This is a genomic window from Azospirillum baldaniorum (assembly GCF_003119195.2).
GTDB classification, from domain to species: Bacteria; Pseudomonadota; Alphaproteobacteria; order Azospirillales; family Azospirillaceae; genus Azospirillum; species Azospirillum baldaniorum.
The window spans coordinates 291671-317727 of the sequence record NZ_CP022262.1; the positions used below are offsets into that span (position 1 = coordinate 291671).

At 70.9% G+C, this 26057-nt stretch carries 22 protein-coding genes; 14 read left to right on the plus strand and 8 right to left on the minus strand.

All coding sequences use genetic code 11. The features are described 5' to 3' along the window. Positions 1-20 precede the first annotated feature (20 nt). The 8 genes from Sp245p_RS32770 to Sp245p_RS32800 all read left to right on the plus strand — a co-directional run bounded on the left by Sp245p_RS32770 (position 21) and on the right by Sp245p_RS32800 (position 7961). Positions 21-2390 (plus strand): xanthine dehydrogenase family protein molybdopterin-binding subunit, encoded by a 2370-nt coding sequence (locus Sp245p_RS32770; RefSeq protein ID WP_014199602.1) that lies wholly within the window; start codon positions 21-23, stop codon positions 2388-2390. After that, entirely contained in the window at positions 2387-3199 is an 813-nt protein-coding gene (locus tag Sp245p_RS32775) for an FAD binding domain-containing protein (protein ID WP_014199603.1), read from the plus strand. The genes Sp245p_RS32770 and Sp245p_RS32775 overlap by 4 nt, the downstream gene beginning before the upstream one ends. Continuing rightward, entirely contained in the window at positions 3196-3684 is a 489-nt protein-coding gene (locus tag Sp245p_RS36145) for a (2Fe-2S)-binding protein (protein WP_014199604.1), read from the plus strand. Before Sp245p_RS32775 ends, Sp245p_RS36145 begins: the two co-directional genes overlap by 4 nt. A 4-nt stretch (positions 3685-3688) precedes the next feature. Further along, on the plus strand, positions 3689-4387 hold the full coding sequence (locus tag Sp245p_RS36150) for an SRPBCC family protein (RefSeq protein ID WP_014199605.1): 699 nt from the start codon (positions 3689-3691) through the stop codon (positions 4385-4387). Positions 4388-4444: 57 nt separating this feature from the next. Beyond that, entirely contained in the window at positions 4445-5626 is a 1182-nt protein-coding gene (locus Sp245p_RS32785; RefSeq protein ID WP_109139290.1) for an amidase, read from the plus strand. After that, positions 5623-6003 (plus strand): oxalurate catabolism protein HpxZ, encoded by a 381-nt coding sequence (hpxZ, locus tag Sp245p_RS32790; RefSeq protein WP_014199606.1) that lies wholly within the window; start codon positions 5623-5625, stop codon positions 6001-6003. The genes Sp245p_RS32785 and hpxZ overlap by 4 nt, the downstream gene beginning before the upstream one ends. Before the next feature lie 98 nt (positions 6004-6101). Further along, on the plus strand, positions 6102-6587 hold the full coding sequence (locus Sp245p_RS32795) for a MarR family winged helix-turn-helix transcriptional regulator (RefSeq protein ID WP_014199607.1): 486 nt from the start codon (positions 6102-6104) through the stop codon (positions 6585-6587). Positions 6588-6761: 174 nt separating this feature from the next. Then, complete coding sequence (locus tag Sp245p_RS32800) at positions 6762-7961, plus strand: YlbE family protein (protein WP_014199608.1); 1200 nt, start codon at positions 6762-6764, stop codon at positions 7959-7961. A gap of 29 nt (positions 7962-7990) precedes the next feature. Here Sp245p_RS32800 and Sp245p_RS32805 read toward each other — a convergent pair whose 3' ends face one another. From Sp245p_RS32805 to Sp245p_RS32845, 8 genes are all read right to left on the minus strand, one after another. Next, complete coding sequence (locus Sp245p_RS32805; protein ID WP_014199609.1) at positions 7991-8920, minus strand: electron transfer flavoprotein subunit alpha/FixB family protein; 930 nt, start codon at positions 8918-8920, stop codon at positions 7991-7993. 35 nt (positions 8921-8955) lie between these two features. Next, complete coding sequence (locus tag Sp245p_RS32810) at positions 8956-9705, minus strand: electron transfer flavoprotein subunit beta/FixA family protein (RefSeq protein WP_014199610.1); 750 nt, start codon at positions 9703-9705, stop codon at positions 8956-8958. Positions 9706-9736: 31 nt separating this feature from the next. After that, positions 9737-11206 carry an FAD-binding oxidoreductase gene (locus Sp245p_RS32815; protein ID WP_014199611.1) on the minus strand — a complete coding sequence of 490 codons (1470 nt, stop codon included), beginning with the start codon at positions 11204-11206 and terminating at the stop codon, positions 9737-9739. A gap of 29 nt (positions 11207-11235) precedes the next feature. Next, positions 11236-12690, minus strand: a complete 1455-nt coding sequence (locus Sp245p_RS32820; protein WP_014199612.1) for an aldehyde dehydrogenase family protein — start codon at positions 12688-12690, stop codon at positions 11236-11238. 154 nt (positions 12691-12844) lie between these two features. Further along, positions 12845-13828, minus strand: a complete 984-nt coding sequence (locus Sp245p_RS32830) for a ketopantoate reductase family protein (protein ID WP_109139291.1) — start codon at positions 13826-13828, stop codon at positions 12845-12847. Positions 13829-13853: 25 nt separating this feature from the next. Next, positions 13854-15644, minus strand: a complete 1791-nt coding sequence (locus Sp245p_RS32835) for a TRAP transporter large permease (RefSeq protein WP_041814436.1) — start codon at positions 15642-15644, stop codon at positions 13854-13856. Positions 15645-15813: 169 nt separating this feature from the next. Next, on the minus strand, positions 15814-16434 hold the full coding sequence (locus Sp245p_RS32840; RefSeq protein ID WP_014199614.1) for a TRAP transporter small permease subunit: 621 nt from the start codon (positions 16432-16434) through the stop codon (positions 15814-15816). 130 nt (positions 16435-16564) lie between these two features. After that, positions 16565-17650 (minus strand): TRAP transporter substrate-binding protein, encoded by a 1086-nt coding sequence (locus tag Sp245p_RS32845; protein ID WP_014199615.1) that lies wholly within the window; start codon positions 17648-17650, stop codon positions 16565-16567. A gap of 388 nt (positions 17651-18038) precedes the next feature. Between Sp245p_RS32845 and Sp245p_RS32850 the strand changes: the two genes are divergently transcribed. The 6 genes from Sp245p_RS32850 (at position 18039) to Sp245p_RS35350 (ending at position 25980) form a co-directional block, all read left to right on the plus strand. Beyond that, a complete protein-coding gene (locus Sp245p_RS32850; protein ID WP_109139292.1) occupies positions 18039-20708 on the plus strand; it encodes a 2-oxoglutarate dehydrogenase E1 component in 2670 nt (889 codons plus the stop codon). A gap of 42 nt (positions 20709-20750) precedes the next feature. After that, complete coding sequence (locus Sp245p_RS32855) at positions 20751-22439, plus strand: acyl-CoA dehydrogenase family protein (RefSeq protein ID WP_014199619.1); 1689 nt, start codon at positions 20751-20753, stop codon at positions 22437-22439. A gap of 112 nt (positions 22440-22551) precedes the next feature. Next, a complete protein-coding gene (locus Sp245p_RS32860) occupies positions 22552-23511 on the plus strand; it encodes a LysR family transcriptional regulator (RefSeq protein ID WP_014199620.1) in 960 nt (319 codons plus the stop codon). Between the two features lie 120 nt (positions 23512-23631). Continuing rightward, positions 23632-24384 (plus strand): glucose 1-dehydrogenase, encoded by a 753-nt coding sequence (locus tag Sp245p_RS32865; RefSeq protein ID WP_014199621.1) that lies wholly within the window; start codon positions 23632-23634, stop codon positions 24382-24384. A 141-nt stretch (positions 24385-24525) separates the two neighbouring features. Beyond that, positions 24526-25731, plus strand: a complete 1206-nt coding sequence (locus Sp245p_RS32870) for a CoA transferase (RefSeq protein WP_014199622.1) — start codon at positions 24526-24528, stop codon at positions 25729-25731. Between the two features lie 75 nt (positions 25732-25806). Beyond that, the gene (locus Sp245p_RS35350; protein ID WP_211114930.1) at positions 25807-25980 is read left to right on the plus strand and encodes a hypothetical protein; all 174 of its coding nucleotides are present in this window, start codon (positions 25807-25809) and stop codon (positions 25978-25980) included. The last annotated feature ends 77 nt before the right edge of the window (positions 25981-26057 follow it).

Genomic DNA, 26057 nt, shown 5'->3' on the forward strand with positions numbered 1-26057 from the left:
AAAAAAGAGAGGGTCAGGGAATGGGAGAGGTTAGCACCGCTGGATCGGGCGCCGGCTCGGGCGTCGGCGCCAGGGTCCGCCGCAAGGAGGACGACCGGCTGCTGCGCGGGCGGGGCCGCTTCGTCGGCGACATCGCCCTGGTCGGCATGAAGGAATTGGCCTTCGTGCGCAGCCCGGTCGCCCACGCCACCATCACCGGCATCGAGATTCCGGAGGAGCACCGCGGCGCCGTCTTCACCTGGGCGGACCTGGCGGCGGGCGGCGTCAAGCCGATCCGCGCCGTCTCGGGCCTGCCCGGCTTCAAGGTGTCGGAGCAGCCGGCGCTGGCCGACGGCAAGGTGCGCTTCGTCGGCGAGCCGGTGGCCGTCTGCGTCGCCGCCACCCGCGCCGAGGCCGAGGACATCGCCGCCTCCGTCTTCGTCGATTACGCCGAGCTGCCGGTGAACTCCGACATGCTGGAGGCGGTGGCGCCCGGAGCGCCGAAGGTGCACGACCACTGGCCGGACAACGTCTTTCTAGAGACCAACGTCGGCGGGAACATCGCGGAGATCGCCGCCACCGCCCCGGTGAAGGTGTCGCGGACCATCCGGACGGCGCGGCAGTGCATGGTGCCGCTGGAAGGCAAGGGCGTGGTCGCCCATTGGGACCGCCACGTCGAACAGCTTGTCCTGACCACCTCGACCCAGATGCCGCACATCGTGCGCGCCGGCCTGTCGGAATGCCTAGACCTCGACCAGGGGCTGATCCGCGTGGTGGCGCCGGACGTCGGCGGCGGCTTCGGCTGGAAGGGCCTGCTCCAGCCCGAGGAGATCGTGGCCGCCTGGATCGCCATGCGGCTCGACCGCCCCGTCCGCTGGACCGAGGACCGGCGGGAGCATCTGGTCGCCGCCGCGAACGCCCGCGAGCACCATTACGAGATCACCGCCTACGCCGACGCGCGCGGACGGCTGCTGGGGATCGAGGCCGACGCCTGGGTCGATGCCGGCGCCTATTCCGTCTATCCCTTCTCCGCCTGCCTGGAGGCCGCGCAGGTCGGCAGCATCCTGCCCGGCCCCTACGACTTCGCGCATTACCGCTGCCGCACCTTCTCCGTCTGCACCAACAAGCCGCCGATCGTCCCCTACCGCGGCGTGGCGCGCACCGGCGTGTGCTTCGCCATGGAGCAGATGATCGACGCCGTGGCCGACGCCGTGGGGCGGGAGCCGTGGCAGGTGCGGCTGGAAAACCTCGTCCCGCCGGAGAAGATGCCCTTCGACAACGTGACGAAGAAGCATTTCGACAGCGGCGACTATCCGGAATCCGTCCGCCGCGCGGTCGCCGCCATCGAGCTTGAGGGCTGGCGCGCCCGCCAGAAGGCCGGGGAGGCGGATGGGCGTCTGATCGGCGTCGGCTTCGCCACCTATTGCGAGCAGTCGGCCCACGGCACCGCCGTCTATCACGGCTGGGGCATCCCCATGGTGCCGGGGCACGAGCAGGCGCAGGCCCGCATCACCCCGGACGGCGGGCTGGAGCTGCGCGTCGGCGTGCAGTCGCACGGCCAGAGCATGGAGACCACCTTCGCCCAGGTCGCCCACGAGGTGCTGGGCATCCCGCTGGAGAAGATTAAGCTGGTGCACGGCGACACCGGCCTGACGCCCTATTCGACGGGCACCTGGGGATCGCGCAGCATGGTCATGGCCGGCGGCGCCGTCGCCACCGCCTGCCGCACGCTGGCCGAGCGGCTGCGCAAGATCGGCGCGCACCTGATGCAGGCTGGTCCGGACGGCGTGGTTCTGAAGGACGGAGCCGTAACGGCCGGACCCGCCGCGGTGACCATCCGCGAGATCGCCCACACCTGGTACCGCGCGCCGCAGCTTCTTCCCGCCGACGTGGACCGCGGCGGGCTGGAGGTCACCGCCGGCTATAAGCCGGGCAGCGACCACGGCACCTTCTCCTACGCCACCCACGCCGTGGCGGTGGCGGTGGACCCGGAGATCGGACAGGTCGAAATCCTCGACTACGTGGTGGTCGAGGACGCCGGGACCATGGTCAACCCGATGGTCGTCGACGGCCAGATCTACGGGGGCGTCGCCCAGGGCGTCGGCACCGCGCTCTACGAGCGGATGCCCTACGACGCGGAGGGCCAGCCGCTCGCCTCCACCTTCGCGGATTACCTGATTCCCGGATTCACCGAGGTCCCCCACGTGAGGATCATCCACATGCTGACGCCCTCGCCCTACACCGAGTTCGGCGTGAAGGGCATCGGCGAGGGCGGCGCCATCGCCCCGCCGGCGGCGATTTGCAACGCCATCAACGACGCGCTGAAGCCGCTGGGAGTCATCGTGACGAACGCGCCGATGACGCCGGAGGTGATCCTCACGGCCATCGCGGGTGAGCGGGGTGCGGCATGAAGGCGGTCGATTTCGACTACGCGCAGCCGGCGACGCTCGACGCGGCGCTGGAGCTTCTGTCCCGCGAGGACGTGATGGTGCGGCCGGTGGCCGGCTCCCAGTCGCTCGGCCCCATGCTGAACCTGCGGCTGGCCCAGCCGGAGCTGCTGGTGGACATCACCCGCATCGCCGAGCTTCGGACGATCCGCCGGGAGGGCGACCGGCTGGTCATCGGGGCCTGCGTCACCCACGCGCGGCTGGAGGACGGCGACTACCCGGACGTGACTCGCGGTGTGCTTCCCAGCGTGGCGGCGGTGATCGCCTACCGCGCGGTGCGCAACCGCGGCACCATCGGCGGCAGCCTCGCCCACGCCGACCCGGCGGCGGACTGGGTGAATGTCCTGACCGCGCTCGGCGCCGACGTGGTGATCGTTGGCCAGGGCGGGCGGCGCAGCGTGCCGATGACCGACTTCATCCTGGGCGTGTTCGAGACGGCCCTGCAGCCGGGCGAGATCGTCGCGGAGATCCATGTGCCCGCCCTCTCCGAGCGGGCGCGCTGGGGCTACTACAAGGTCTGCCGCAAGACCGGCGAGTTCTCCCACGCCACCGGCGCGGTGCTGATCGACCCGGCCCGCGGCGTCCAGCGCTGCGTCGCCGGGGCGACCTCCGGCAAGCCGGTGGTGATCGACGGCCCGGCCCTGTTCACGGATGGCTGCACGGAAGCGGCGCTGGCCGCGCACCTCGCCGGCAGCCCCGCCGCGGACGACCCCATCGCCCTTCGGACCCACACCGTCGCGCTGAAGCGCGCCATCGCGCAGGTGATGTCATGAGCGCCCACGCCAAAACCATTTCCCTGACCGTCAACGGCACGCGCGTCGAGGCCAGCGTGCCGCCGCGCCAGCATCTGGGCGACTTCCTGCGCGAGCGGGAGCTGCTGACCGGCACCCATCTGGGCTGCGAGCACGGCGTTTGCGGCGCCTGCACCATCCTGATCGACGGCGAGCCGGCGCGCTCCTGCATCACCTTCGCGGTGGCCTGCGACGGGCGGTCCGTCACCACGGTGGAGGGGCTGGACGACGACCCCGTCGCCACGGAGCTGCGCGAGGCCTTCTCCGCCGAGCACGGGCTCCAGTGCGGCTTCTGCACGCCGGGGATGCTGGTGGCGGCGCGCGACGTGGTGCTGCGCCGCCCGGACGCCGACAACCCGGCGATCCGCACGGCGATGAGCGGCAACCTGTGCCGCTGCACCGGCTATGTCGGGATCGTCAACGCCATCCGCCGCGTCATCGACGCGCGCAACACGAACGCGGGGTAAGCCCATGCCGACCATGACCCAGACCCTTGCCGTCAACTTCCCGCGCGCCCGCGTCTGGCCGCTGCTCGGCGACGTGGAGCAGGTGATGTCCTGCATGCCCGGCGCCTCTCTGACCAAGCCGCGCGAGGGCGACCGGATCTTCGGGCAGATGCGCGTGAAGCTCGGCCCCATCGCCGCCGCTTTCGCGGGGGAGGGCACGCTGACGATGGACGAGGCGACCCACACCGGCGTCATCCACGGCCAGGGCACGGATCCCAAGAACAACTCCCGAGCCAAGGCCGACGTGACCTTCGCCGTGGTGGAGGAGGGGTCGGGGACGCGCATCGACCTGACCGTCGATTTCACGCTGACCGGCGTTCTGGCCCAGTTCAGCCGCGGCGCCATCGTGCAGGAGATCGCCAACCGCCTGACCGCCGAGTTCGCCCGCAACCTGGAAGCCAAGCTCGCCGCGACGGCACCGGTGGCGGAGGTGGCTGCGTCCTCGGATGCGGTGGCCGCTCCGGCCCCGGAGCCTGCCTCCAAGCCCGCCCCCGAGCCCGCCAAGGAATTGAACGCTGGCAATCTGCTGTGGAGCATGGTGAAGGATTGGCTGCGCAAGCTCTTCTCCAACCCTCTCCCCTCTGGGGAGAGGGTGGCCCGAAGGGCCGGTGAGGGGGATGCGCGTGGCGGTGCGTCCGGCAAAAGCGCAACCCCCTCACCCTGACCCTCTCCCCAGAGGGGAGAGGGGATTCGAACCTACGTTAAGATTGACCATCCCATCATGCCGAACGACCCCCTGAACGCCTTCGTCCCCTACGGCCGGACCGAGGTCGCCGGAGCCGTAAGCGGCCTGCTGGCCGGGCTGCGCTTCGCGGTGAAGGACCTGTTCCACATCGCCGGCCTGCCCACCGGCGCCGGCAACCCGGACTGGCTGCGCACCCACGAGGTTCCACGGGAGACCGCGCCCGCCGTGCGGCGGCTGCTCGACGCCGGGGGGCGCGTCGCCGGCAAGACGCTGACCGACGAGCTGGCCTGGAGCCTGGCCGGCGAGAACGCCCATTACGGCACCCCGGAGAACCCGAAGGCGCCCGGCCGCATTCCCGGCGGTTCCTCCAGCGGGTCGGCCTCCGCGGTGGCGGGCGGGGCGGTGGACTTCGCCATCGGGACGGACACCGGCGGGTCGGTCCGCCTGCCGGCGAGCTACTGCGGCCTCTACGGCATGCGACCCACCCACGGGGCGGTTCCGTTGGACGGCTCCGTTCCCTTGGCGCCGAGCTTCGACACGGTGGGCTGGTTCGCGTGGGAGGCGGCGCTGCTCCGCCGCGTCGGGGCGGTGCTGCTGCCTCCGTCGTCCACCCTGGGGCCCGATCTGGCCTTCCGCCGCCTGCTGGTCGCCGAGGACGCCTTCGCCATCGCGGGGGAGGCGGTCCGCGCCGCCCTCGCCACGGCCGTGGAGCGGCTGCGCGAGCGGTTCGGGTCGGCGGACGGCGTGACGCTGGCCCCGGAGGGGCTGGAGCAATGGCGTCCGGTCTTCCAGACGCTTCAGGCCGCCGAAGCCTGGGCGGCGCACGGCGCCTGGATCATGGCGACGAAACCGACCTTCGGGCCGGGGGTGCGCGACCGCTTCGCCGCGGCGGCCACACTCGACCCCGCCCTCGCCCGCGCCGCGGCGCAGACGCGGGAGGGCATCCGGCGGCGGATGGACGACCTCCTGGGCATGGACGGGCTGATCGTCCTGCCCAGCGCGCCGGGCATCGCGCCGCTGCGCGGCTCGTCGGGGGCGGCGGTGGACGCGGAGCGCGGGCGGGCGCTGGCGATCCTCTGCCCCGCCGGTCTGGCCGGTCTGCCGCAACTCTCCATTCCCGCGGCGCGGCTCCAGGGCTGCCCGCTCGGCCTGTCGCTGATCGGCCCACGCGGCAGCGATTCCGCGCTTCTGGCCATTGCCGAGGATCTGTTCGCATGACGCTTGAGATCAACATCCCCGAGGTGGTGGCCGAGGTCACCGCCGCGTTCGAGCGCTACGAGCGCGCGCTGACCGGCAACGACGTGACGGTCCTGGACGAGCTGTTCTGGAACCACCCGGCGACCCTGCGCTACGGCGTGGGCGAAAATCTGTACGGCTATGACGCCATCGCCGCCTTCCGCCAGGGCCGCCCGGCGGCGGGGCTGGACAGGAGCCTGCGCAACACCGTCATCACCACCTACGGCCGCGACATGGCGACCGCCAACACCGAGTTCACGCGCCCCTCCACCGAGCGCGTCGGGCGGCAGAGCCACACCTGGGTCCGCATGCCGGAGGGCTGGCGGATCGTTGCCGCGCATGTGTCGCTGATGGGCTAGAGGTCACGGACGTACCGCCCGGTTGCCGATTCTCCGGCCCGCCGCCATCCTCTCTCTGTTCGCCGCTTTCCCAAACCCGCTCCGACGGACCGCCCGCGATGACCTTAGACGACCCCCTGATCGAAGAGGCGTACCGCGTCCTGGCGGAGCGTCCCGGATTCCTCATCCGCCGCCTGCACCAGATCCACGTCGCCATGTTCATGGAGGAGTGCGCGGAGTTCAGCATCACCCCCGTCCAGTACAGCGTGCTGACCGCTCTGGTGGACCGGCCCGACCTGGATCAGGTGACGCTGGGCGCCCAGATCGGCATCGACCGCACGACCACCGCCGGGGTGCTGGCGCGGCTGGCCGAGCGCGGGCTGATCCAGCGCCGGGCCAGCCCGGTGGACAAGCGCATGAAGCTGGCCGCCATCACCGCGGAGGGGCGGAAGCTGCTGCGTCGCATGGACAAGAAGGCCCAGCGCGCCCACGACCGCACCATCGCGCCACTGCCGAAGGAGGACCGGGCGGTTTTCCTGCGCTACCTGCTGCATCTGGTGGACGCCAGCAACGGCTACGGCCGCGCCCCCCTGCATCTGCCATGAGGTGAACCATCCCCTCTCCCGCCCCGGGAGAGGGAGGGACCCACGCGTCAGCGTGGGAGGGTGAGGGTGCCGCCAAGGGCCGGTGCCTTGATCCTCGCACGACCCTCACCCGCCCGCTCTCGCGGGCACCCTCTCCCGGGACGGGAGAGGGGTCGCACGCAAAGGACACACGCGATGAACGACGCCACCGCGCGGGCCGTGGAGCGGATGCTGGCCGCCGATCCGATGTGGACGGAGACCGGAACCGCCGGGGAGCGGATCGGGCTGGACCGCCACACGCTGCTGCACGCCGGGCCGCCCTTTGCCGATCCGGCGGAGATCTGTCCGCCGATCCTCAACGCCGCCGCCGCGACGCTGCTGTTCGAAGGCATGGCCGACAGCGTGGAGGAGGCCCGCGCCATGGTGCGCAGCGGCGCCGTGACCCTGCGTCCGGCGCAGGATTTCGGCGTGGTCACCCCGCTCGCCGCCGTCGTGTCGCGGTCGATGTGGCTGCATGTGGTGGTGGATGCCGGCGGCTCCGGCGCCCGCGCCTACAGCCCGCTCAACGAGGGCGGCGGTCCCGCTCTGCGCTTCGGCATCGTCAGCGGGGCGGTGGTGGAGCGGCTGCGCCTGCTGCACGGCGCGGTCGGTCCGGCGCTGGCCGGGATCGGGCCGGTGGAGCTGCGTGGCATCGCATGCGAGGCGATGGAGCAGGGGGACGAGCTGCACGGGCGCGTCGGGGTGGCCTCGGCGCTGCTGACCGAGACGCTGGTGTCGCGTTTGGGCGGGACCGGCGCAGTCTGCGCCTTCCTGAAGGAGGCCGGGCAGTTCTTCCTCAACCCGTGGATGGCCGCCTGCAAGGCGGTGATGCTGGCCGGCGATGGCGTGCCGGGGGCGGCGCTGGTGACGGCGGCGGGCGGCAACGGGGTGCGCTTCGGGTTGCGCCTGTCGGGCATGATGGGCGAGGGCTGGGCGAGCGCGCCGGTGGCCGCCCCGCAGGGGCCGGACATCGGAGCCCCCCGCCCGCGCCTGCCGGCGATCGGGGACAGCGCCGTCATCGACGCGCTGGGCTTCGGCGCGCTGGCCCTCGACGCTGCGCCGCTGCTGCGGGCGGAACTGGGGGCGGCGGCCGAGACGGCCATCGCGGCGGCGGACCGGCTGCTCTGCGCCGACCATCCTGCCCACGGGCGGCGCGTCGGGCTGGACGCCCGCGCCGTGCTGCTGGGCGGCCCGGTGCCCCCGGTCTGTCTGGCCGCCCTGCACGCGGCGGGGGAGGACGGGATCGTCGGGCGCGGTCTCGCCTGGCATCCGCCCTCCTGCCACGCCGAGGCGGTGGCCGCGGTGGATGCGCGGAGCCGCGCTGGTTTCCCGGACGCCCCCGACCGTCGCGCCTGACGTCCGGGGAGCCGGCGACGCCTATGGCGTCACAGCGCCTGCTCCAGCTCCGGCACCGCCTTGAAGAGGTCGGCGACGAGGCCGTAGTCGGCGACCTGGAAGATCGGCGCCTCCTCGTCCTTGTTGATCGCGACGATGACCTTGCTGTCCTTCATGCCGGCGAGGTGCTGGATGGCACCGGAGATGCCGACGGCGATGTACAGCTCGGGCGCCACGATCTTGCCGGTCTGGCCGACCTGATAGTCGTTCGGCACGAAGCCGGCGTCGACCGCAGCCCGGCTGGCGCCGACCGCGGCGCCCAGCTTGTCGGCCAGCGCCTCCAGAAGCTTGAAGTTCTCGCCCGACTGCATGCCGCGGCCGCCCGACACCACGATCTTGGCCTGGGTCAGCTCCGGACGCTCCGACTTGGTCAGCTCCTGGCCGACGAACCTGGCCGAACCGGCGTCGCCCGTCCCGGCGATGCTCTCGACCGTCGCCGAGCCGCCCGTGGCGGCGGCCGCCTCGAAGGCGGTGGTGCGCACCGTGACGACCTTGATCGGGTCGGCGGACTTCACCGTGGCGATGGCGTTGCCGGCGTAGATCGGCCGCTCGAAGGTGTCGGCGGAGACCACCCCGGTGATGTCGGAGATCGCCGCGACGTCGAGCAGGGCGGCGACGCGCGGCAGCAGGTTCTTGCCCTCCGACGAGGCGGCGGCCAGCACATGGCCGTAGCCCTTGGCGAGGTTGACGACCAGCGGCGCGACGTTCTCCGGCAGCGGGTGGGCGTAGGCCGCGTCGTCGGCCAGCAGCACCTTGGCCACACCGGCCACCGTGGCGGCGGCCTCGGCGACGGCCTGGGCCCCCTGGCCGGCGACCAGCACGTGGATGTCGCCACCAATCTTGGCGGCGGCGCTGACCGCGTTCAGCGTGGCCGCCTTCAGCGCGGCGTTGTCGTGTTCGGCAATGACGAGAATGGACATGTCAGATCACTTTCCCTTCAAGGCGCACTGGCCCCTCAGATCGCGCGGGCTTCGTTCTTCAGCTTGTCGACCAGGGCGGCGACGTCGGCGACCTTGACGCCGGCCTTGCGCTTGGCCGGCTCGGCGACCTTGAGCGTGGTCAGGCGCGGCGCCACGTCGACACCCAGCGCGTCGGGGGCCAGCGTCTCGATGGGCTTCTTCTTGGCCTTCATGATGTTGGGCAGCGAGGCGTAGCGCGGCTCGTTGAGGCGCAGGTCGGCGGTGACGACCGCCGGCAGGGTCAGCTGCACCGTCTCCAGGCCGCCGTCGATCTCGCGGGTCACGGTGACCGAGCCCTCGCCCGGCGCGACCTTGGAGGCGAAGGTGCCCTGCGGCCAGCCCAGGAGGGCGGCGAGCATCTGGCCGGTCTGGTTGCAGTCGTCGTCGATCGCCTGCTTGCCCAGGATGACCAGAGTCGGGCCTTCCTTGTCGACCAGCGCCTTGAGCACCTTGGCGACGGCCAGCGGCTGCGTCTCGGCGTCGGTCTGGACCAGGATGCCGCGGTCGGCGCCCATGGCGAGGCCGGTGCGCAGCGTCTCCTGCGCGGCCGTCGGGCCGACGGTGACCACGATGACCTCGGTCGCCTTGCCGGCTTCCTTGAGGCGGACGGCCTCTTCGACGGCGATCTCGTCGAAGGGGTTCATGCTCATCTTCACGTTGGCGGTCTCAACGCCGGAACCGTCCGCCTTGACGCGGATCTTGACGTTGTAATCGACCACCCGCTTGACCGGGACGAGGATCTTCATCGGAAACGGTCCTTATATGGCCGGGCGGCGCTCAGGCGCGCAGGATCTTGCCGGGATTCATGATGTTGTGCGGATCGAAGGCGCGCTTCAGCGTCGCCATCATGTCCAGCTCGACCGCCGACTTGTAGCGCGGCATCTCGTCGATGCGCAGCCGCCCGATGCCGTGCTCGGCGGAAATGGAACCGCCCAGCTCGACGACGATGTCGTGGACGATGGCGTTGACCGTCGCCAGCTTCGCCTTCCATTCGGCCGGGTCGCCGCCCTCCGCCTGGATCGGGTTGAAATGGATGTTGCCGTCGCCGAGATGGCCGAAGGCGAAGGGGCGGATTCCCGGGCATTCCCGCTCCAGCGCCGCGTTGGCGCGGTCGAGGAAGCGCGCCACCCGGGAGATCGGCACCGACACGTCGTGCTTGAAGGACACGCCCTCGCGCTTCTGGCCCTCCGGAATGCCTTCGCGGATGCGCCACAGCGAATCGGCCTGGGCCTTGGAGGCGGCGACGACGCCGTCCAGCACCTCCCCGGCCTCCATTCCGGCCTCCAGAATGCCTTCCAGCATCTCCATCAGGCGGTTGCCGCCGTCCTGGTCGGCCAGCTCGACCAGCACGTACCACGGATAGCGGTCCCGCAGCGGGTCGGGCACGTCCGGCACGTGACGGCGGGCGACGTCGATGCAGTCGCGCTGGATCAGCTCGAAGGTGATGATGCGGTCGCCGGCCACGCCCTTGGCGCGGGTCAGCAGATCGACGGCGTCGCTGGGCGCCGACACCGCGACCAGCGCCGTGGCGGTGGCACGCGGCAGCGGCGACAGCTTCAGCACCGCGGCGGTGACGATGCCGAGCGTGCCTTCCGACCCGATGAAGATCTGCTTCATGTCGTAGCCGGCGTTGTCCTTGCGCAGCCCGCGCAGCCCGTCCCAGATCCGCCCGTCGGGCAGCACCACCTCCAGCCCGGCGACGAGGTTGCGCATGTTGCCGTAGCGCACGACCTGGACGCCGCCGGCGTTGGTGGCAATGTTGCCGCCGATCTGGCACGAGCCTTCGGCGGCGAGGCTCATCGGGAACAGCCGGCCGATGTCGCGCGCCGCGTTCTGGATGTTGGCGAGGATGCAGCCCGCCTCCACCGTCATCGTGTCGTTGTCGATGTCGATCTCGCGGATGCGGTTCAGCCGGTTGGTCGAGAGGACGATCTCCGTCCCGTCGGCGTGCGGCTGGCTGGCCCCGGTCAGGCCGGTGTTTCCGCCCTGGGGCACGATGGGGGTGCGCGTCTCGGCGCAGATGCGCACCACCGCGGCCAGCGCCTCGGTGCTGTCGGGCAGAACCACGGCGGGCGAGCGGCCGACCCAGCCGTCGCGCCAGGATTCCATGAAGGGCTGCATGGTGTCGGGATCGGTGATCAGCCCGCGGTCGCCGACGATGGCGCGGATAGGGGCAAGCACGGCCGTCGCGAAGTCCGGCCGCCCGGCGGTCGGGGTGTGGTTGGACCCCGAAATGTCTTTGGACAAGGAGACTCTCCCTGGGCTTCGGTTCGGCGTCACAGCGCGCGATAGGCCGTCTTGATGATGGTGTAGAACTCGATGGCGGAGCGTCCCTGCTCGCGCGGGCCGTAGCTCGACATCTTCCTGCCGCCGAAGGGGACGTGGTAGTCGACGCCGGCCGTCGGCAGGTTCAGCATGGTCATGCCGGCCTGGATGTTGGCCTGGAAGTGGCGGGCGTGCTTCATCGAGTTGGTGATGATGCCCGACGACAGGCCGTAGTCGGTGTCGTTGGCCACATGCAGGGCCTCTTCGTAATCCTTGACGCGGATGACGCTGGCGACCGGGCCGAAGACCTCTTCCCGGTTGATGGTCATGGCGTTGCTGGTCTCGGTGAACAGCGTCGGGGCGAGGAACCAGCCGCGCGTCGGCCGGTCCAGCCGCCCGCCGCCGGAGGCCAGCTGCGCGCCTTCCTTCAGGCCGGTGTCGATGTAGTGCAGGTTCTTGGTGAGCTGGAACTCGTCGATGACCGGGCCGATCTGCGTCTCCGGCAGCAGGGCGTGGCCGACGCGCAGCGCCGCCATCCGCTCCGTCATCGCGGCGACGAAGGCGTCGTGGATCGAGTCCTCGACGATGAAGCGGCCGGTGGCCGTGCAGCGCTGGCCGGCGTGGAAATAGGCGCTGTTGACGCCGATCTCGGCGGCGCGCTCCGGGTCGGCGTCGCCCAGCACGACCAGCGGGTTCTGGCCGCCCAGTTCGAGCTGGACGCGGATCATCCGCTCCGCGCAACGCACGGCGATGCGCCGCCCGGTGTTGACCGAGCCGGTGAAGGATACGGCGTCCACCGCGTCGACCACGGCGGCGCCGATGTTCGGGCCGGCGCCGATCACCAGATTGAACAGCGCGGCGGGCATGCCGTGGGCCTCCAGCGCCTCCGCGATGAGGCGGGTGACGGCGATGGAGATGCCCGGGGTCTTCTCCGACGGCTTCCAGATCACCGCGTTGCCGAAGGCCAGCGCCGGGGCGATCTTCCACATCGGCGTGGCGACCGGGAAATTCCATGGCGTGACGAGGCCGATGACGCCGACGGGCTCGCGCGTCACGTCGACCTCGACCCCCGGCCGCACCGAGCCCAGCGTCTCGCCGGGCGCGCGCAGCGCCTCGGCGGCGAAGAAGCGGGCGAGGTGGGCGGCGCGGGTGATCTCGCCCAGTGCGTCGGGGATGGTCTTGCCGCCCTCGGTCGCGGCGATGCGGGCCAGCTCGTCCTTGCGGTCGAACAGCGCGCGGGAGATGGCATCGAGCACCAGCGAGCGCTGCTCCACCGTGGCGGCGCGCCATTGCGGCTGGGCGGCGCGCGCCGCGGCGACGGCCTCCGCCACGTCGTCGGCGCCGGCGAGCGAGTAGGAGCCGGCCAGTTCGTCGAGGTTCGACGGGTTGACGATGTCGAGCCGCTCACGGCCCGGACGCCAGGAGCCGGCGATGAAATTGGTGATGCGATCGGAAGCGGGGGACATGTCGTTTTTTCTCCGGGGACGTTTTTTTGGTGGCGCTGGTCCTTGCCCCCACCCCGGCCCTCCCCCGCTGCGCAGGGGAGGGGGATTATCGCGAGGCGGCGGCAGTTCCCTCCCCTGCGTGAGCGGGGGAGGGTCAGGGTGGGGGCAAGTGCGCTCAGTCGGCGCGCGCCACCCGCTCCTTCAGGGCGGTCAGCGCCCACAATGTTTCGATGGTCGGCACCGGCACGCGGCGGCGGCGGGCCAGCTCCAGGACGGTGGTCACGATGGGGTCGATCTCCATGCTGCGCCCCGCCTCGAAATCCTGGAGCATCGACGGCTTGTGGCCGGGCACGCCGCTGCCCCGGCTCAGCCGCTCGTCGATGTCGTCGGGCAGGGCGACGCCCCAGGCATGGGCGACGTTCAGGCATTCGCGCATCAGCCGGCCCTGGACGGCGGCCATGCCGGGGGCCTGCTCCATGGCGCCCATGGTGGCGCCGGTCAGCACGCTGGTCGGGCCGACCGCCATGTTGAGCATCAGCTTGCTCCACAGCGGCACGCGGATGTCAGCGGGAAGGCGGGCGGTGGCGCCCGCCGCGTTGAAGGAGTCGGCCAGGGCCGCCAGCTTCTCCGCGTGGTCGCCGGGCCGGGGAGCGCCGAAGGCCAGCACGGGCAGGGCGGTGTGGGCGACGACGCCCGGCTCGACGATGCGGGCGGGCAGCACCTCCATCACGCAGGCGGCGACCCGCTCCGGCCCGATGGCCGACCAGATGGCGCCGCCGGGATCGACCACCTCCAGCGGCTCCGGCGCCACGCCGTCGCCGGCGCCGTACAGGTACCACCAGGGAATGCCGTTCTGCGCCGCCACAACCAGCGTGTCCGGCCCGCACAGCGCCGGGAAGGACGCGGCCAGGGCCGGCAGCCCGTGTCCCTTCACCGTGACGATCACCACGTCCTGCGGGCCGAGGTCGGCGGCGGAGTCGCTGGCCCGCGGCCGGCTGGTCAGCGTCCCCTTCGGCGTCTGCACGGTCAGCCCGCCCTCGCGGATCGCCGCGAGATGGGCGCCGCGGGCCAGCAGCGACAGCTCGTGCCGGCCCGTGGCGGCGAGGTACCCGGCCAGCGCGCCGCCCACGGCCCCGGCTCCTACGACGGCGATGCGCATGTCGCTCTCCCTCTCTCGGTCTCGATCACTTGAATTCCAGCGGCGGCAGGTCGTCGTTCAGGTCGCCGCCGAGGCCCTTGAACTGCTCTTCGATCTGCTTGTCGTCGAGCTTGGTGGCGGTCGACTTGTAGTGCATGACCATCTGCGGGAAGGCGATCACCAGGGCGACCATGACGAGCTGGATGACCACGAAGGGCACCGCGCCCCAGTAGATCTGGCTGGTCAGGACGGGGGCCGTCTCCTTCTTGGTGATGCGGTCGATGTAGGGCAGCTTGGGCGCCACCGAGCGCAGGAAGAACAGAGAGAAGCCGAAGGGCGGGTGCATGAAGCTGGTCTGCATGTTCACCGCCAGGATGACGCCGAACCATACCAGATCGATGCCCAGACGATCCGCCGCCGGGGCCAGCAGCGGGATGACGATGAAGGCCAGCTCGAAGAAGTCGAGGAAGAAGGCCAGCAGGAAGACCATCACGCTGACCGCGATCAGGAAACCCATCTGCCCGCCGGGCAGGGAGACCATCAGCTCTTCGACCCAGATGTGGCCGTTGACGCCGTAGAAGGTCAGCGAGAACACCCGCGCGCCGATCAGGATGAACAGCACGAAAGCCGCCAGCTTGGCCGTCGAGTAAGTGGCCTGCCGCACCATGTCGAAGTTCAGGCGCTTCTTCATGGCCGCCAGCGCCAGCGCGCCGACGGCGCCCATGGCGCCGCCCTCGGTCGGGGTGGCGAGGCCGATGAAGATGGTGCCCAGCACCAGGAAGATCAGCGCCAGCGGCGGCACCATGACGAAGGTCGCCTGCTCGGCCATGCGGGAGATCAGGCGCCGGCCGGTCGCCCGCTCCACCACCGCCACCGCCAAGGCGTAGAGCGCGCCCGCCGCGATGGAATCGCCGATCAGGGCCAGGGTGGTCCATTCGTTGACCGTCAGCCACGCCGCCGCCGCGGTCAGCGCCGCCGTGGCGACGGTCTGCAGAACGAGGCGCTGCGCGCCGAAGCCGCGGTTGAAGGCGGCCGCCAGGAAGGCGACCAGCACCGCCACCGAGAGCAGCAGCACGACGTAGTCGGCGCCGGACTTGACGTCGGTGCGGCCCATCACCCAGGTGGCGACCGCGCCCGAGAACAGGGCCAGCAGGCCGAGCTGCCAGACGCCGCGCGCGCCGTTCGGCTCGCGGTGGGCGATGGCCTCCGGCGGCAGGCCGGGGGCGGCCTTGGGCCAGATCATCGAGACGACGAAGACGTAGAGGGCGTAGAGGCCGGCCAGCAGCAGGCCGGGGATGAAGGCGGCCTCGTACATGTCGCCGACCGAGCGGCCGAGCTGGTCGGCCATGACGATCAGCACCAGCGACGGCGGGATGATCTGGGCCAGCGTGCCCGACGCCGCGATGACGCCCGACGCCAGACGGCGGTCGTAGCCGTAGCGCAGCATGATCGGCAGCGAGATCAGGCCCATCGAGATCACCGAGGCGGCCACCACGCCGGTCGTCGCGGCGAGCAGCGCGCCGACGAAGATCACCGCGTAGGCCAGACCGCCGCGGATCGAGCCGAACAGCTGACCGATGGTGTCGAGCAGGTCCTCGGCCATGCCGGACCGCTCCAGCACCAGACCCATGAAGGTGAAGAAGGGCACGGCCAGCAGCACGTCGTTGTTCATCGTGCCGTAGACGCGCTCGGGCAGCGCCTGGAACAGGTCGGGGCGGAACAGCCCGATCTCGATGCCGATCAGGCCGAACAGCAGCCCGTTGGCGGCCAGCGCGAAGGCCACCGGATAGCCGAGCAGCAGCATGCCGACCAGCGTGGCGAACATGATCGGCGCCATGTTGTGGCCGAACCAGCCGCGCCAGCCGTCCTGTTCGGCGAGCGCCGCGGCACCGGGCACCGGCAGCACGTAGAGCGCCACGGCGACCACCGCCAGCAGCACCAGGGAGATGACGGACAGCCGGACGGCGCGCGGCGAAGGGGAGGTAGAGGTCGTGCTCATCGCGCGGTCACCGGCTGGGAAGGGTGTCGGGGTGGGTGGTGCGCTCGCGTTCGGCCGCCAGCAGCCGTTCCGCCTCGGCCTCGGCCGCCGCCTGATGGCCGCCGGCCCGGTGGTTGTCGTCCTCCAGATGGCCGGACATGATCGCGGCGCGCTTGGCCAGCTCGGACAGGCCCTGGATGAACAGCACGGTGAAGCCCAGCGGAATCAGCATTTTCGCCGGCCATTGCGGCAGGCCGCCGGCGTTCATCGACTGCTCCTCGATGGCGTAGGAGGCGATGGCGAAGGGCCAGGAGGTGACCAGCATCACGAAGCTGAAGGGCAGCAGGAAGGTCAGATGGCCGAACAGGTCGATGGTGTCGCGGGCGCGCTTGCCGAGCTGCGCGTTCACGATGTCGATGCGGATGTGCTCGTCCTCCTTCAGCGTCCAGGGGGAGCAGAGCAGGAACACCGCGGCGAACAGCACCCATTGCAGTTCGAGCCACGAATTCGAGCTGATGTCGAACATCTTGCGGACGACCGCGTTGACGGCCGACACCAGGATCGCCAGCACGATCAGCCAGGATATCGCCTTGCCCAGCCGCGCGGTGACCGCGTCGACCAGCCGGCAGGCCCCGACCAGGGCCGTCATGAAAGAGGAAGCGTTGGGGCTCGGCATGGTGGGCAGGCCCTCCCGAAAAAGCCGGTCGCGCGGAACGCGACGATGCCACGGCCGGGGAGCGGCGGCCCCGCTCCCCGGTCATGGTTGAGGACGTGCCGGCTCAGCGCCGGGCGAGGCGGAGGACGGCGCTGTCGTAGGCGTATTCCGACGCCTGGTTCCACAGGTTCGAGTCCGTCTGGAAGCGGCGGTAGCTCTCGTAGAACTTCTTGAAGGTCGGGTTCTTGTCCGACAGCTCGTCGTAAAGCTCCATGGCCGCCTTGTGGCTGGCCTGCAGCACGTCCTGGGGGAAGGCGCGCAGCTTGGCGCCCTTCTCCACCACGCGCTTCAGCGCCGCCGGGTTCAGCACGTCGTAGCGCGCCACGCTGTCGACGTTGGCGAGCGCCGCCGCCGAGGTCAGCGCCGCTTGGTAATGCTTGGGCAGGCTGTTCCAGCGGTTCGTGTTGATGAAGAAATGCTGGAGCGAGGTGCCGTCCCACCAGCCCGGGTAATAGTAGTTCGGCGCAATCTTGTAGAGGCCGAGCTTCTCGTCGTCGTAGGGGCCGTTGAACTCGGCGGCGTCGATGGTGCCGCGCTCCAGCGCCGGGTAGATGTCGCCGCCGCTGACCTGCTGCGGCACGACGCCCAGCTTGGACAGGATTTGGCCGCCGAGGCCGGAGATGCGGAACTTCAGCCCCTTGAGGTCTTCCGCATTCTTGATTTCCTTGCGGAACCAGCCGCCCATCTGGGAGCCGGTGTTGCCGCCGGCGAGCGCCTTCAGGTTGTGGCCGGCGTAGAACTCCTCCAGCAGCTTGCCGCCCTCGCCATGGTAGAACCAAGCGTTCTGCTGGCGGGTGTTCAGGCCGAAGGGCAGGCAGCAGCCGAAGGCGAAGCTCGGGTCCTTGCCGACGTAATAGTAGGACGCGGTGTGGGCCATCTCCACCGTGTCGTTGCTGGCGGCGTCGAGCGCCTGCAGCGCCGGGACCAGTTCGCCGGCGGCGAAGACCTGGATCTGGAACTTGCCGTCCGTGGCCTCGGCGATGTTCTTCGCCAGCACCTCGGCGCTGCCGTAGAGCACCTCAATGTTCTTCGGGAAGCTGGACACGCAGCGCCAGCGGATCGTCGGCTCCGACTGGGCGATGGCCGGGGCGGCGAGGGTGGAGGCGCCGGCAACGACGGCGGCACCCTTGAAGAATTGACGGCGCTTCATGTGGATCTTCCTCCCGAGATTTTTATGGCCGAGATTTTTGTTGCCCGGACGAGGCGATGCCGGTCCGAGGCGCTTGGTCCCCGGTGGGTGGCCGGGGAGGGTGTGGTGACCCTGACAGTGGATCAGGCGGCCGCACAGCGGAATGCGTTTCGCCGGCATATCAGCCATAAGCGCGGCAAGCCATCAGTAGTACGGACGGTTTCGCTCGAAACCCGCGCGGTCCCACCGCAAACGGTGCGGGCGCGGACGGTTTGCTATGCCCGCAATGAATATCTGTTACAGGCACGCCATGCGCTCCGCACCGCGCGATGGGTCGATAAGCTGGGGGCCACTGGTCTCCGACCGCCATCAAACCGACGGATGTTCAATCGCATGAACGGTGTGCGCCATGTCTAGGCCGTCCTCTCCGCTCAACGCCGCCGGAGCCGCCTATCTCGAAGCGTTGCAGGAACGTTTCCGCGAGGACCCCGCGTCGGTGGACGTGAGCTGGCGCGCCGTCTTCCAGATCCTGGACGAGCTGGGCGCCGTTCCCGCCGGGGCACCGGTGGGTGGTCCGGCCGGCGATCCGACGGTTCCGCTGCGGCAGGAGGCGATCCGCCAGCGCGGCCACGCCGCCGCCGCCCTCGACCCGCTGGGCCGCGCCGCGCCTCCCGCATCCTCCGAGTCCGAGGACGCCCAGACCGCGCGCCTGCGCCGGCTCTATCAGGGCACGCTGACGCTGGAGACCGCGCACATCGACGATCCGGCGCTACGCTCCTGGCTGCGCGACGCCTATGAGGGGGCGGAGACCGTTCCGCCGGCCGAGGCGCGCCGCCGCGCCCTGGCGCTGCTGACCGCGGCGGAGGAGTTCGAACGGCTGCTCGGCGTCCGCTACCCGACCAAGAAGCGGTTCGGGGCGGAGGGCATGGAGACGCTGATCCCGTTGCTCGACCGCATCCTCGCGGCGGCGGCGGCGGCGGGCGTCACCGAGGTGCAGGTCGGGACCATGCACCGCGGCCGGCTCAGCCTGATGGCGAACGCGCTGGGCAAGCCGCTGGTCGAGTTGTTCGCCGGGATCAAGGGCATGCACCCCTTCCTGGCCGATCCGCCGGTTCCCGCCGACGTGCCCTACCACATGGGCGTGGAGAGCAACCTCTCCTTCGGCGAACGGTCGCTGGCCCTGACCCTGTCGCCCAACCCGTCGCATCTGGAGGCGATCAACCCGGTCACGCTGGGCCGCGCGCGGGCGCGCCAGGACCTGGAGCGTGACCAGGGCGGTGAGGCCAAGCGGGTGCTCTGCGTGCTGCTGCACACCGACGCCAGCGTGATCGGCCAGGGCAGCGTGACGGAGGCGCTGCAACTGTCCGGCGTCCCCGGCTTCACCGTCGCCGGCACCATCCACGTCATCGTCAACAACCAGATCGGCTTCACCACCGAGCGCGAGGAGGCGCGGACCTCGCTCCACTGCACCGGCCTATGGAAGGCGGTGGACAGCCCCATCCTGCACGTCAACGCCGACGATCCCGACGCCGCCCTGCGCGCCGCCGACCTCGCCGTGGCCTTCCGGCAGGCGCACGGGCGCGACGCGGTGATCGACCTCGTCGGCTATCGCCGCAACGGCCACAACGAGATCGACGAGCCGCGCTTCACCCAGCCGCTCGACTACAAGGCGATCGACGCCCACCCGCCGGCCCGCGCGCTCTACGCGCAGCGGCTGGCCGCTGACGGGCTGGTTGGCCCCGAAGAGGCCGAGGCGCTGGCCGCCGGACACAAGGCCCGCTTCCAGGAGGCGCTGGCTGCGGCCTCCGACCACCGGCCGAACCACGACGGCTTCCCCGGCGGGCGCTGGGCGCCCTTCGCCCCGGCCGGCGTGTCTCCCGCCGAACCGGACACTGGCATCGCCGACGACCGGCTGCGTGGGCTGCTGGCGGCGCTGGCGGTCATTCCCGACGGGCTGGCCGTGGACCGCAAGGTGGAGCGCGTCATCCGCCGCCGCGCCGAGGAGCCGCTGGACTGGGCGACCGGCGAGGCGCTGGCCTTCGCCACGCTGCTCGCCGAAGGGACGCCGGTGCGGCTGACCGGCCAGGACGTGGTGCGCGGCGCCTTCTCGCACCGCCATTTCGCGCTGACCGACACCGTCACCGGGCGCCGCCACGTCAGCCTGAATCACCTGGGTGTGGAGCAGGCGCGGTTCGACGTGGTCAACAGCCCGCTGTCGGAATACGCCGTCCTCGGCTTCGAGTACGGCTACAGCCTGGAGCGGCCCGACGCGCTGGTGATCTGGGAGGCGCAGTTCGGCGATTTCGCCAACGGCGCGCAGATCATGATCGACCAGTTCATCGTCAGCGCCGAGGACAAATGGCGCCAGCCCTCCGGCCTCGTTATCCTGCTGCCGCACGGGCTGGAGGGGCAGGGGCCGGAACACTCCTCCGCCCGGCCGGAGCGCTTCCTCCAGATGGCGGCGCGCGACAACATCCGCGTCGCCCACCCCTCCACCCCGGCCAACTACTTCCATCTGCTGCGCCGGCAGATGCTGCGCCGCGACCGCAAGCCCCTGGTGGTGCTGAGCCCGAAGACGCTGCTGCGCCTGCCCGCCGCCGTGTCGACGCTGGCCGACTGCGCGCCGGGCACCGCCTTCCACCCGGTGATCGCCACCGCCGGGGCGCGGGTCGAGCGCATCCTGCTGTGCAGCGGCAAGCTGGCCTATGAGCTGGAGCGCGAACGGGCCGAGCGTGGGGCGGACGGTGTGGCGGTGGTCCGGCTGGAAATGCTGTACCCTCTGCCCGACGCCGTCCTGTCGGCGCTGTTCCGTCGCTGGCCGGGCGCGTCCTGCGCCTGGGTGCAGGAGGAGCCGTGCAACCTGGGTGCCTGGACCTATCTGGACCGCCGTCTGGAGGCGTTGCGCGCGGCCGCCGGCTGTGTCGAGCCGCGTGTCGCCTGCGTGGCCCGCGACGAGGCGGCGTCGCCCGCCGGCAGCTTCCACGGCGACCACGAGGCCGACCAGCGCCGGCTGGTGGAGCAGGCCTTCGCCGGGATCGCCGCGTCCCTCCCGCCCCGCGAGACGATCGCGGCGGACTGAGCAAGAACAACACCAAAACAACACGCACCGAGGAACCGCGCCATGTCGTCCACACCAACCTCCAACGGCCCGCTTCCGCTGCCCGACCTGCTGTCCACCACGGCGGCGGCGCTCGACGCGGTGGCGCGGCTGGCCGAGGCCGCCGAGCGCGGTGTCGCCGCGCTGGTGGCGCCGGGCGGGCGCGTCGACGCGGCGGCGCTCGACCGCCATCAGGTGGCGGCGCACGGCTTCGCCTGGGTGGCGACCTACGCCGAGGCGCTGCGCCAGATGCAGGGCTGGGCGGAGCGGCTGGACTGCGCCGGCCGGCTGGGCGAGTTGGAGGCGTGCATGCTCCAGGCCGCCTTCGGCGAGTATCTGGCCCAGCTCGACGGCGGTCTGGCGATGAGCCAGGGCGAGATCGTCCGTCCCGCCGATTTCGGGCTGGACGACGCGGAGCGGGCCGCCTTCCGCACCGAGGCGGTGCGCCGGCTGATCGCCGTCGGCAACGCCTCCGCCCTGCGGCTGCGCATCGCCGAGCTGCTGGCCGACGCGCTGCACGGCGGCGGCTTCGGCGAGGCGGCTCTGGAGGACGAGGCGCTCGACATGGTGCGCGAGCAGTTCCGCCGCTTCGTCGCCGACGTGGTGGAGCCGCACGCCCACGAGTGGCATCTGAAGGACGAGCTGATCCCGATGCCGGTCGTCGAGCAGATGGCCGAGATGGGTGTCTTCGGCCTGACCGTGCCGGAGGAGGACGGCGGGCTCGGCATGGGCAAGCTCGCCATGTGCGTGGTGACGGAGGAGCTGTCGCGCGGCTACATCGGCGTCGGCTCGCTGGGCACCCGCGCGGAGATCGCCGCCGAGCTGATCCGGCTGGGCGGCACCGCCGAGCAGCGGGCGCGCTGGCTGCCGCGCCTCGCGTCCGGCGAGATCCTGCCGACCGCCGTCTTCACCGAGCCCAACACCGGCTCCGACCTGGGCAGCCTGCGCACCCGCGCGGTGCTGGACGGCGATACCTACCGTGTCACCGGGGCGAAGACCTGGATCACCCACGGCAGCCGGTCGGACCTGATGACCCTGCTGGTGCGCACCGATCCGGACGCCCCCGGCTACCGCGGCCTGTCGATGCTGCTGGCCGAGAAGCCGCGCGGCACCGAGGCGGCCCCCTTCCCGGCCGAGGGCATGAGCGGCGGCGAGATTCCGGTTCTCGGCTATCGCGGCATGAAAGAGTACGAGATCGGCTTCGACGGCTTCGCGGTGCCGCGCGAAAACCTGCTGGGCGGGGTCGAGGGCCAAGGCTTCAAGCAGCTGATGGCGACCTTCGAATCGGCCCGCGTGCAGACCGCCGCCCGCGCCGTCGGCGTGGCGCAGAACGCGATGGAGCTTGGCCTGCGCTACGCCCAGGAGCGCGTCCAGTTCGGACGCCCGCTCGCCGCCTTCCCGCGCGTCGCCGGCAAGATCGCCTGGATGGCCGTGGAGACGATGATCGCCCGCCAGCTCACCTATTTCGCCGCGCGCGAGAAGGACAGCGATCGCCGCTGCGACATCGAGGCCGGCATGGCCAAGCTGCTGGCCGCGCGCGTCGCCTGGTCGAACGCCGACAACGCGGTGCAGATTCACGGCGGCAACGGCTACGCGGTCGAGTATCCGATCAGCCGTGTGCTGTGCGACGCCCGTATTCTGAATATTTTCGAAGGGGCAGCGGAAATCCAGGCCCAGGTTGTGGCGCGCGGCCTGCTCACCCGGCGCAATTGATCGCGAGACACGGCGGAGGGCCGGGCAGGACTGACCTGCCAGGACTCCGCTTGTGTCATACCGGCGTATTCGCTATCCGACCCGGAGACCGAACGACGAGACCTGTCCCGCGATGGAACTTCTGGAACTGCGCTACTTTGTTCAGGTGGCCGACCTTGGCAGCTTTTCCAAGGCGTCGGTCAAGCTTGGCATCACCCAGCCGGCGCTCAGCCGGCAGGTCCAGAAGCTGGAGCACGAGCTGCGCACCAGCCTGTTCTACCGCCATGGCCGCGGCGTCTCGCTGACCCAACAGGGGCGCAAGCTCTACGACGTGGTGCGCCATCTGCTGGGCGCGCTGTCGGAGATCAAGGAGGAGATCCAGGACCAGTCGGAACGGCTCACCGGGTCGGTCACTCTGGGTCTCCCTCCGTCGATCTGCGCCACGCTGGGGGCGCCGCTGGCCCGCCGCTTCCACGAGAACTACCCCGACGCCACGCTGCGCATCCACGAGGTGTTCAGCGGCACGCTGCTGGAATGGGTCGAGGGCGGGCGGCTCGACCTCGCCGTGCTCTACGACGCCCGGCGCGGGCGCAGCATGCTGTCCTCGCCGCTGCTCGTGGAGAATCTTCTGCTCGTCCAGCCCGCCAAGGACGCGGTGGCCGGTGACGACGGGCCGGTCGAGGTGGAGACTCTGGGCGGCCTGCGCTTCGTGCTGCCGGGGTTGGAGAACGGCCTGCGCCGGGTGGTCGACGCCGCGGTGCGGAGGGCCGACATCGACCTCCAGGTCGACATGGAGATCGATTCCGTCACCGCCATCAAGCAGCTGGTGGAGGAGGGCATGGGTTCGACCATCCTGCCTTTCGGCGCCGTCCATCGCGAGGTGCGCCAGGGCCGATTGATCGCCCGCGAAATCAGCTCCAAGGACATGCACGCCATGCTCGTCACCGCGACGCCCCTACACCAGCCGGTGTCGAAGGCGACGCGCGCCCTGCTGCGGCTGATCCACGCCGAGGTGGCGAAATGCGTCGCCAACGGCGTGCTCAAGGGCAAGGTCGTCGCCCCGGGCAGCGCCGGGGAGAACAGCGCGCCCTGACGCGATGGTCATGACCGGCTGTGCGGGCTGATAGCAGCTATGACGGATGGTCCATAGCACGGCCGGTGCGGCGCGGATAGCCTCCCCATCACCACATAATCCCTTGGGGAGGAAACAAGAATGACGAAGCGTCTGGACGGCAAGGTCGCCCTGATCACCGGTGCGGCGCAGGGGCTGGGCCTCGCGATGGCCGAGACCTTCGTGCGCGAGGGTGGCCGCGTCGCGGTCGTGGACATCAACGGCGACGCCGCCAAGGCGGTCGCGGAGCGTCTGGGCGAGTCCGCCATCGGCATCGCCGCCAACGTCACCAGGATGGCGGATGTCGAGATGACCATCGCCGCCACCGTCGAAAAGTTCGGGCGGCTGGACATCCTGGTCAACAACGCCGGCTCCACCCACGCCAACGGCCCGTTCGAGAACGTGACCGAGGAGGAGTTCGACCGCGTCTTCGCGCTGAACGTCAAGTCGATCTACCTCTATTCCAAGGCGGTCGTCGCGACCATGCGGGCGCAGAAGTCCGGCGTGATCCTGAATCTCGGCTCCACCGCCGGCCTGCGGCCGCGTCCGGGCCTGGTCTGGTACAACGCGACCAAGGGCGCCGTGCACAACATCACCAAGTCGCTGGCGCTGGAGCTGGCGCCCGACAACATCCGCGTCTGCGCACTCGCCCCGGTCGCCACCGAGACGCCGCTGCTCGCCACCTTCATGGGCGGCGACACCCCGGAGAAGCGCGCGCGCATGATGGGCATCGTGCCGCTCGGCCGCCTGGGCCAGCCGACCGACGTCGCCAACGCCGCCCTCTATCTCGCGTCGGACGAGGCGGCCTTCCTGACCGGCGTGGTGCTGGAGATCGACGGCGGGCGCTGCGTGTAAAGCGCGTCGGCCGTTAGCCCCCACCCCGACCCTCCCCGCTCTCGCAGGGGAGGGAGAATGGTCCCCTCCCCTGCGAAGCGGGGGAGGGTTAGGGTGGGGGCATCCGTTCACCACGTTGTTTCCATCTGGATCGAGACTCCCATGTCCTCGCTTCTCTCCGATCTGCGCGTCGTCGAGGTGTCGGCCTTCATCGCCGCGCCGCTGGGCGGCATGACGCTGGCCCAGCTGGGCGCCGAGGTGATCCGCATCGACCCCATCGGCGGCAACATCGACTACCGGCGCTGGCCGGTGGCGCCGAACGGCACCAGCCTCTACTGGACCGCGCTGAACAAGGCGAAGCGGTCGGTGACGCTGGCGCTCGACCGGCCGGAGGGGCGGGAGATCGCCCAGGCGATCATCACCGCCTCGGGCGAGAACGCGGGATTCCTGCTGACCAACCTGCCGGCCAGCGGCTGGATGGGCTACGAGGCGCTGTCGGCCAAGCGCGACGACCTGATCATGCTGCGGCTGACCGGCAACCCGGACGGGTCGGCGGCGGTGGACTACACCGTCAACTGCGCCAGCGGCTTCCCGATGGCGACCGGCCGCGGCGGTGAGCCGGTGAACCATGTGCTGCCGGCCTGGGACGTCGCCGCCGGCCTCTATCTCGCCACCGGCCTGCTGGCGGCGGAGCGACACCGCCGCCGCACCGGGCGCGGGCAGGAGGTGACGGTGGCGCTGGCCGACGTGATGCTGGCGACCGTCGGCAATCTCGGCTACCTCGCCGACGTCCGGGTCAACGGCGCCGTGCGGCCGCCGATGGGCAACGACCTCTACGGCGCCTATGGGCGCGACTTCGCCACCGCCGACGGGCGGCGGGCGATGGTCGTCGCCATCTCCAACCGCCAGTGGAAGGCGCTGGGCAAGGCGACCGGGCTGACCGAGCGGCTGGCGATGATCGGTCCGCTGATGGACGTGGACATGAACGACGAGGGCGGGCGTTTCGTGGCGCGTGACGCCATCTCCGCCGTGCTCGCCCCCTGGTTCGCCGCCCGCACCCTGTCCGAGGTGGAAAGCGCCTTCGCCGGGGCGGGCGTGCTGTGGGGGCCGTACCGGGATTTCGGCCAGCTTGTGGCCGAGGACGCGCGCTGCTCCACCGCCAACCCGCTGTTCCGCGAGATCGAGCAGCCGGAGGTCGGGCCGCTGCTGGTTCCCGGCTCGCCCCTCGGCTTTCCCGGCCTGGGCGAGCGCACCGACCACCGGCCGGCGCCCGTCCTGGGGCAGGACACCGACGCGGTGCTGGCCGACCTGCTCGGCCTGCCGTCCGCCGAGATCGGCCGCCTGCACGACGCCGGCATCGTCGCCTGACCATGTGAGCGGGGCGAGACGACCGGCGCGCGGGCGTGTTGGTGAGGCTTACGGCGGGCCGCATCGACCCGCCTCATGCCGGAGGATGACGCGATGGGCGACAACCGCAACACCGACTCCCAACCGCAAGCCGAGAACGACCGCGCGACCGGCAAGCCCGACGACCAGCCGGCGGCGACCAAGGACGAGATGACCAAGGCCCAGGAGGACGCCGCGCGGGAGCGTGCGGACAAGGGCGGCTATCAGTGACCGGCGCCAAATGATCAGCGCCAGCTGATCGGCAACCCGCCGCGAGTTTGCCCCCGGGCAAAGACGGCGTCCGTCTC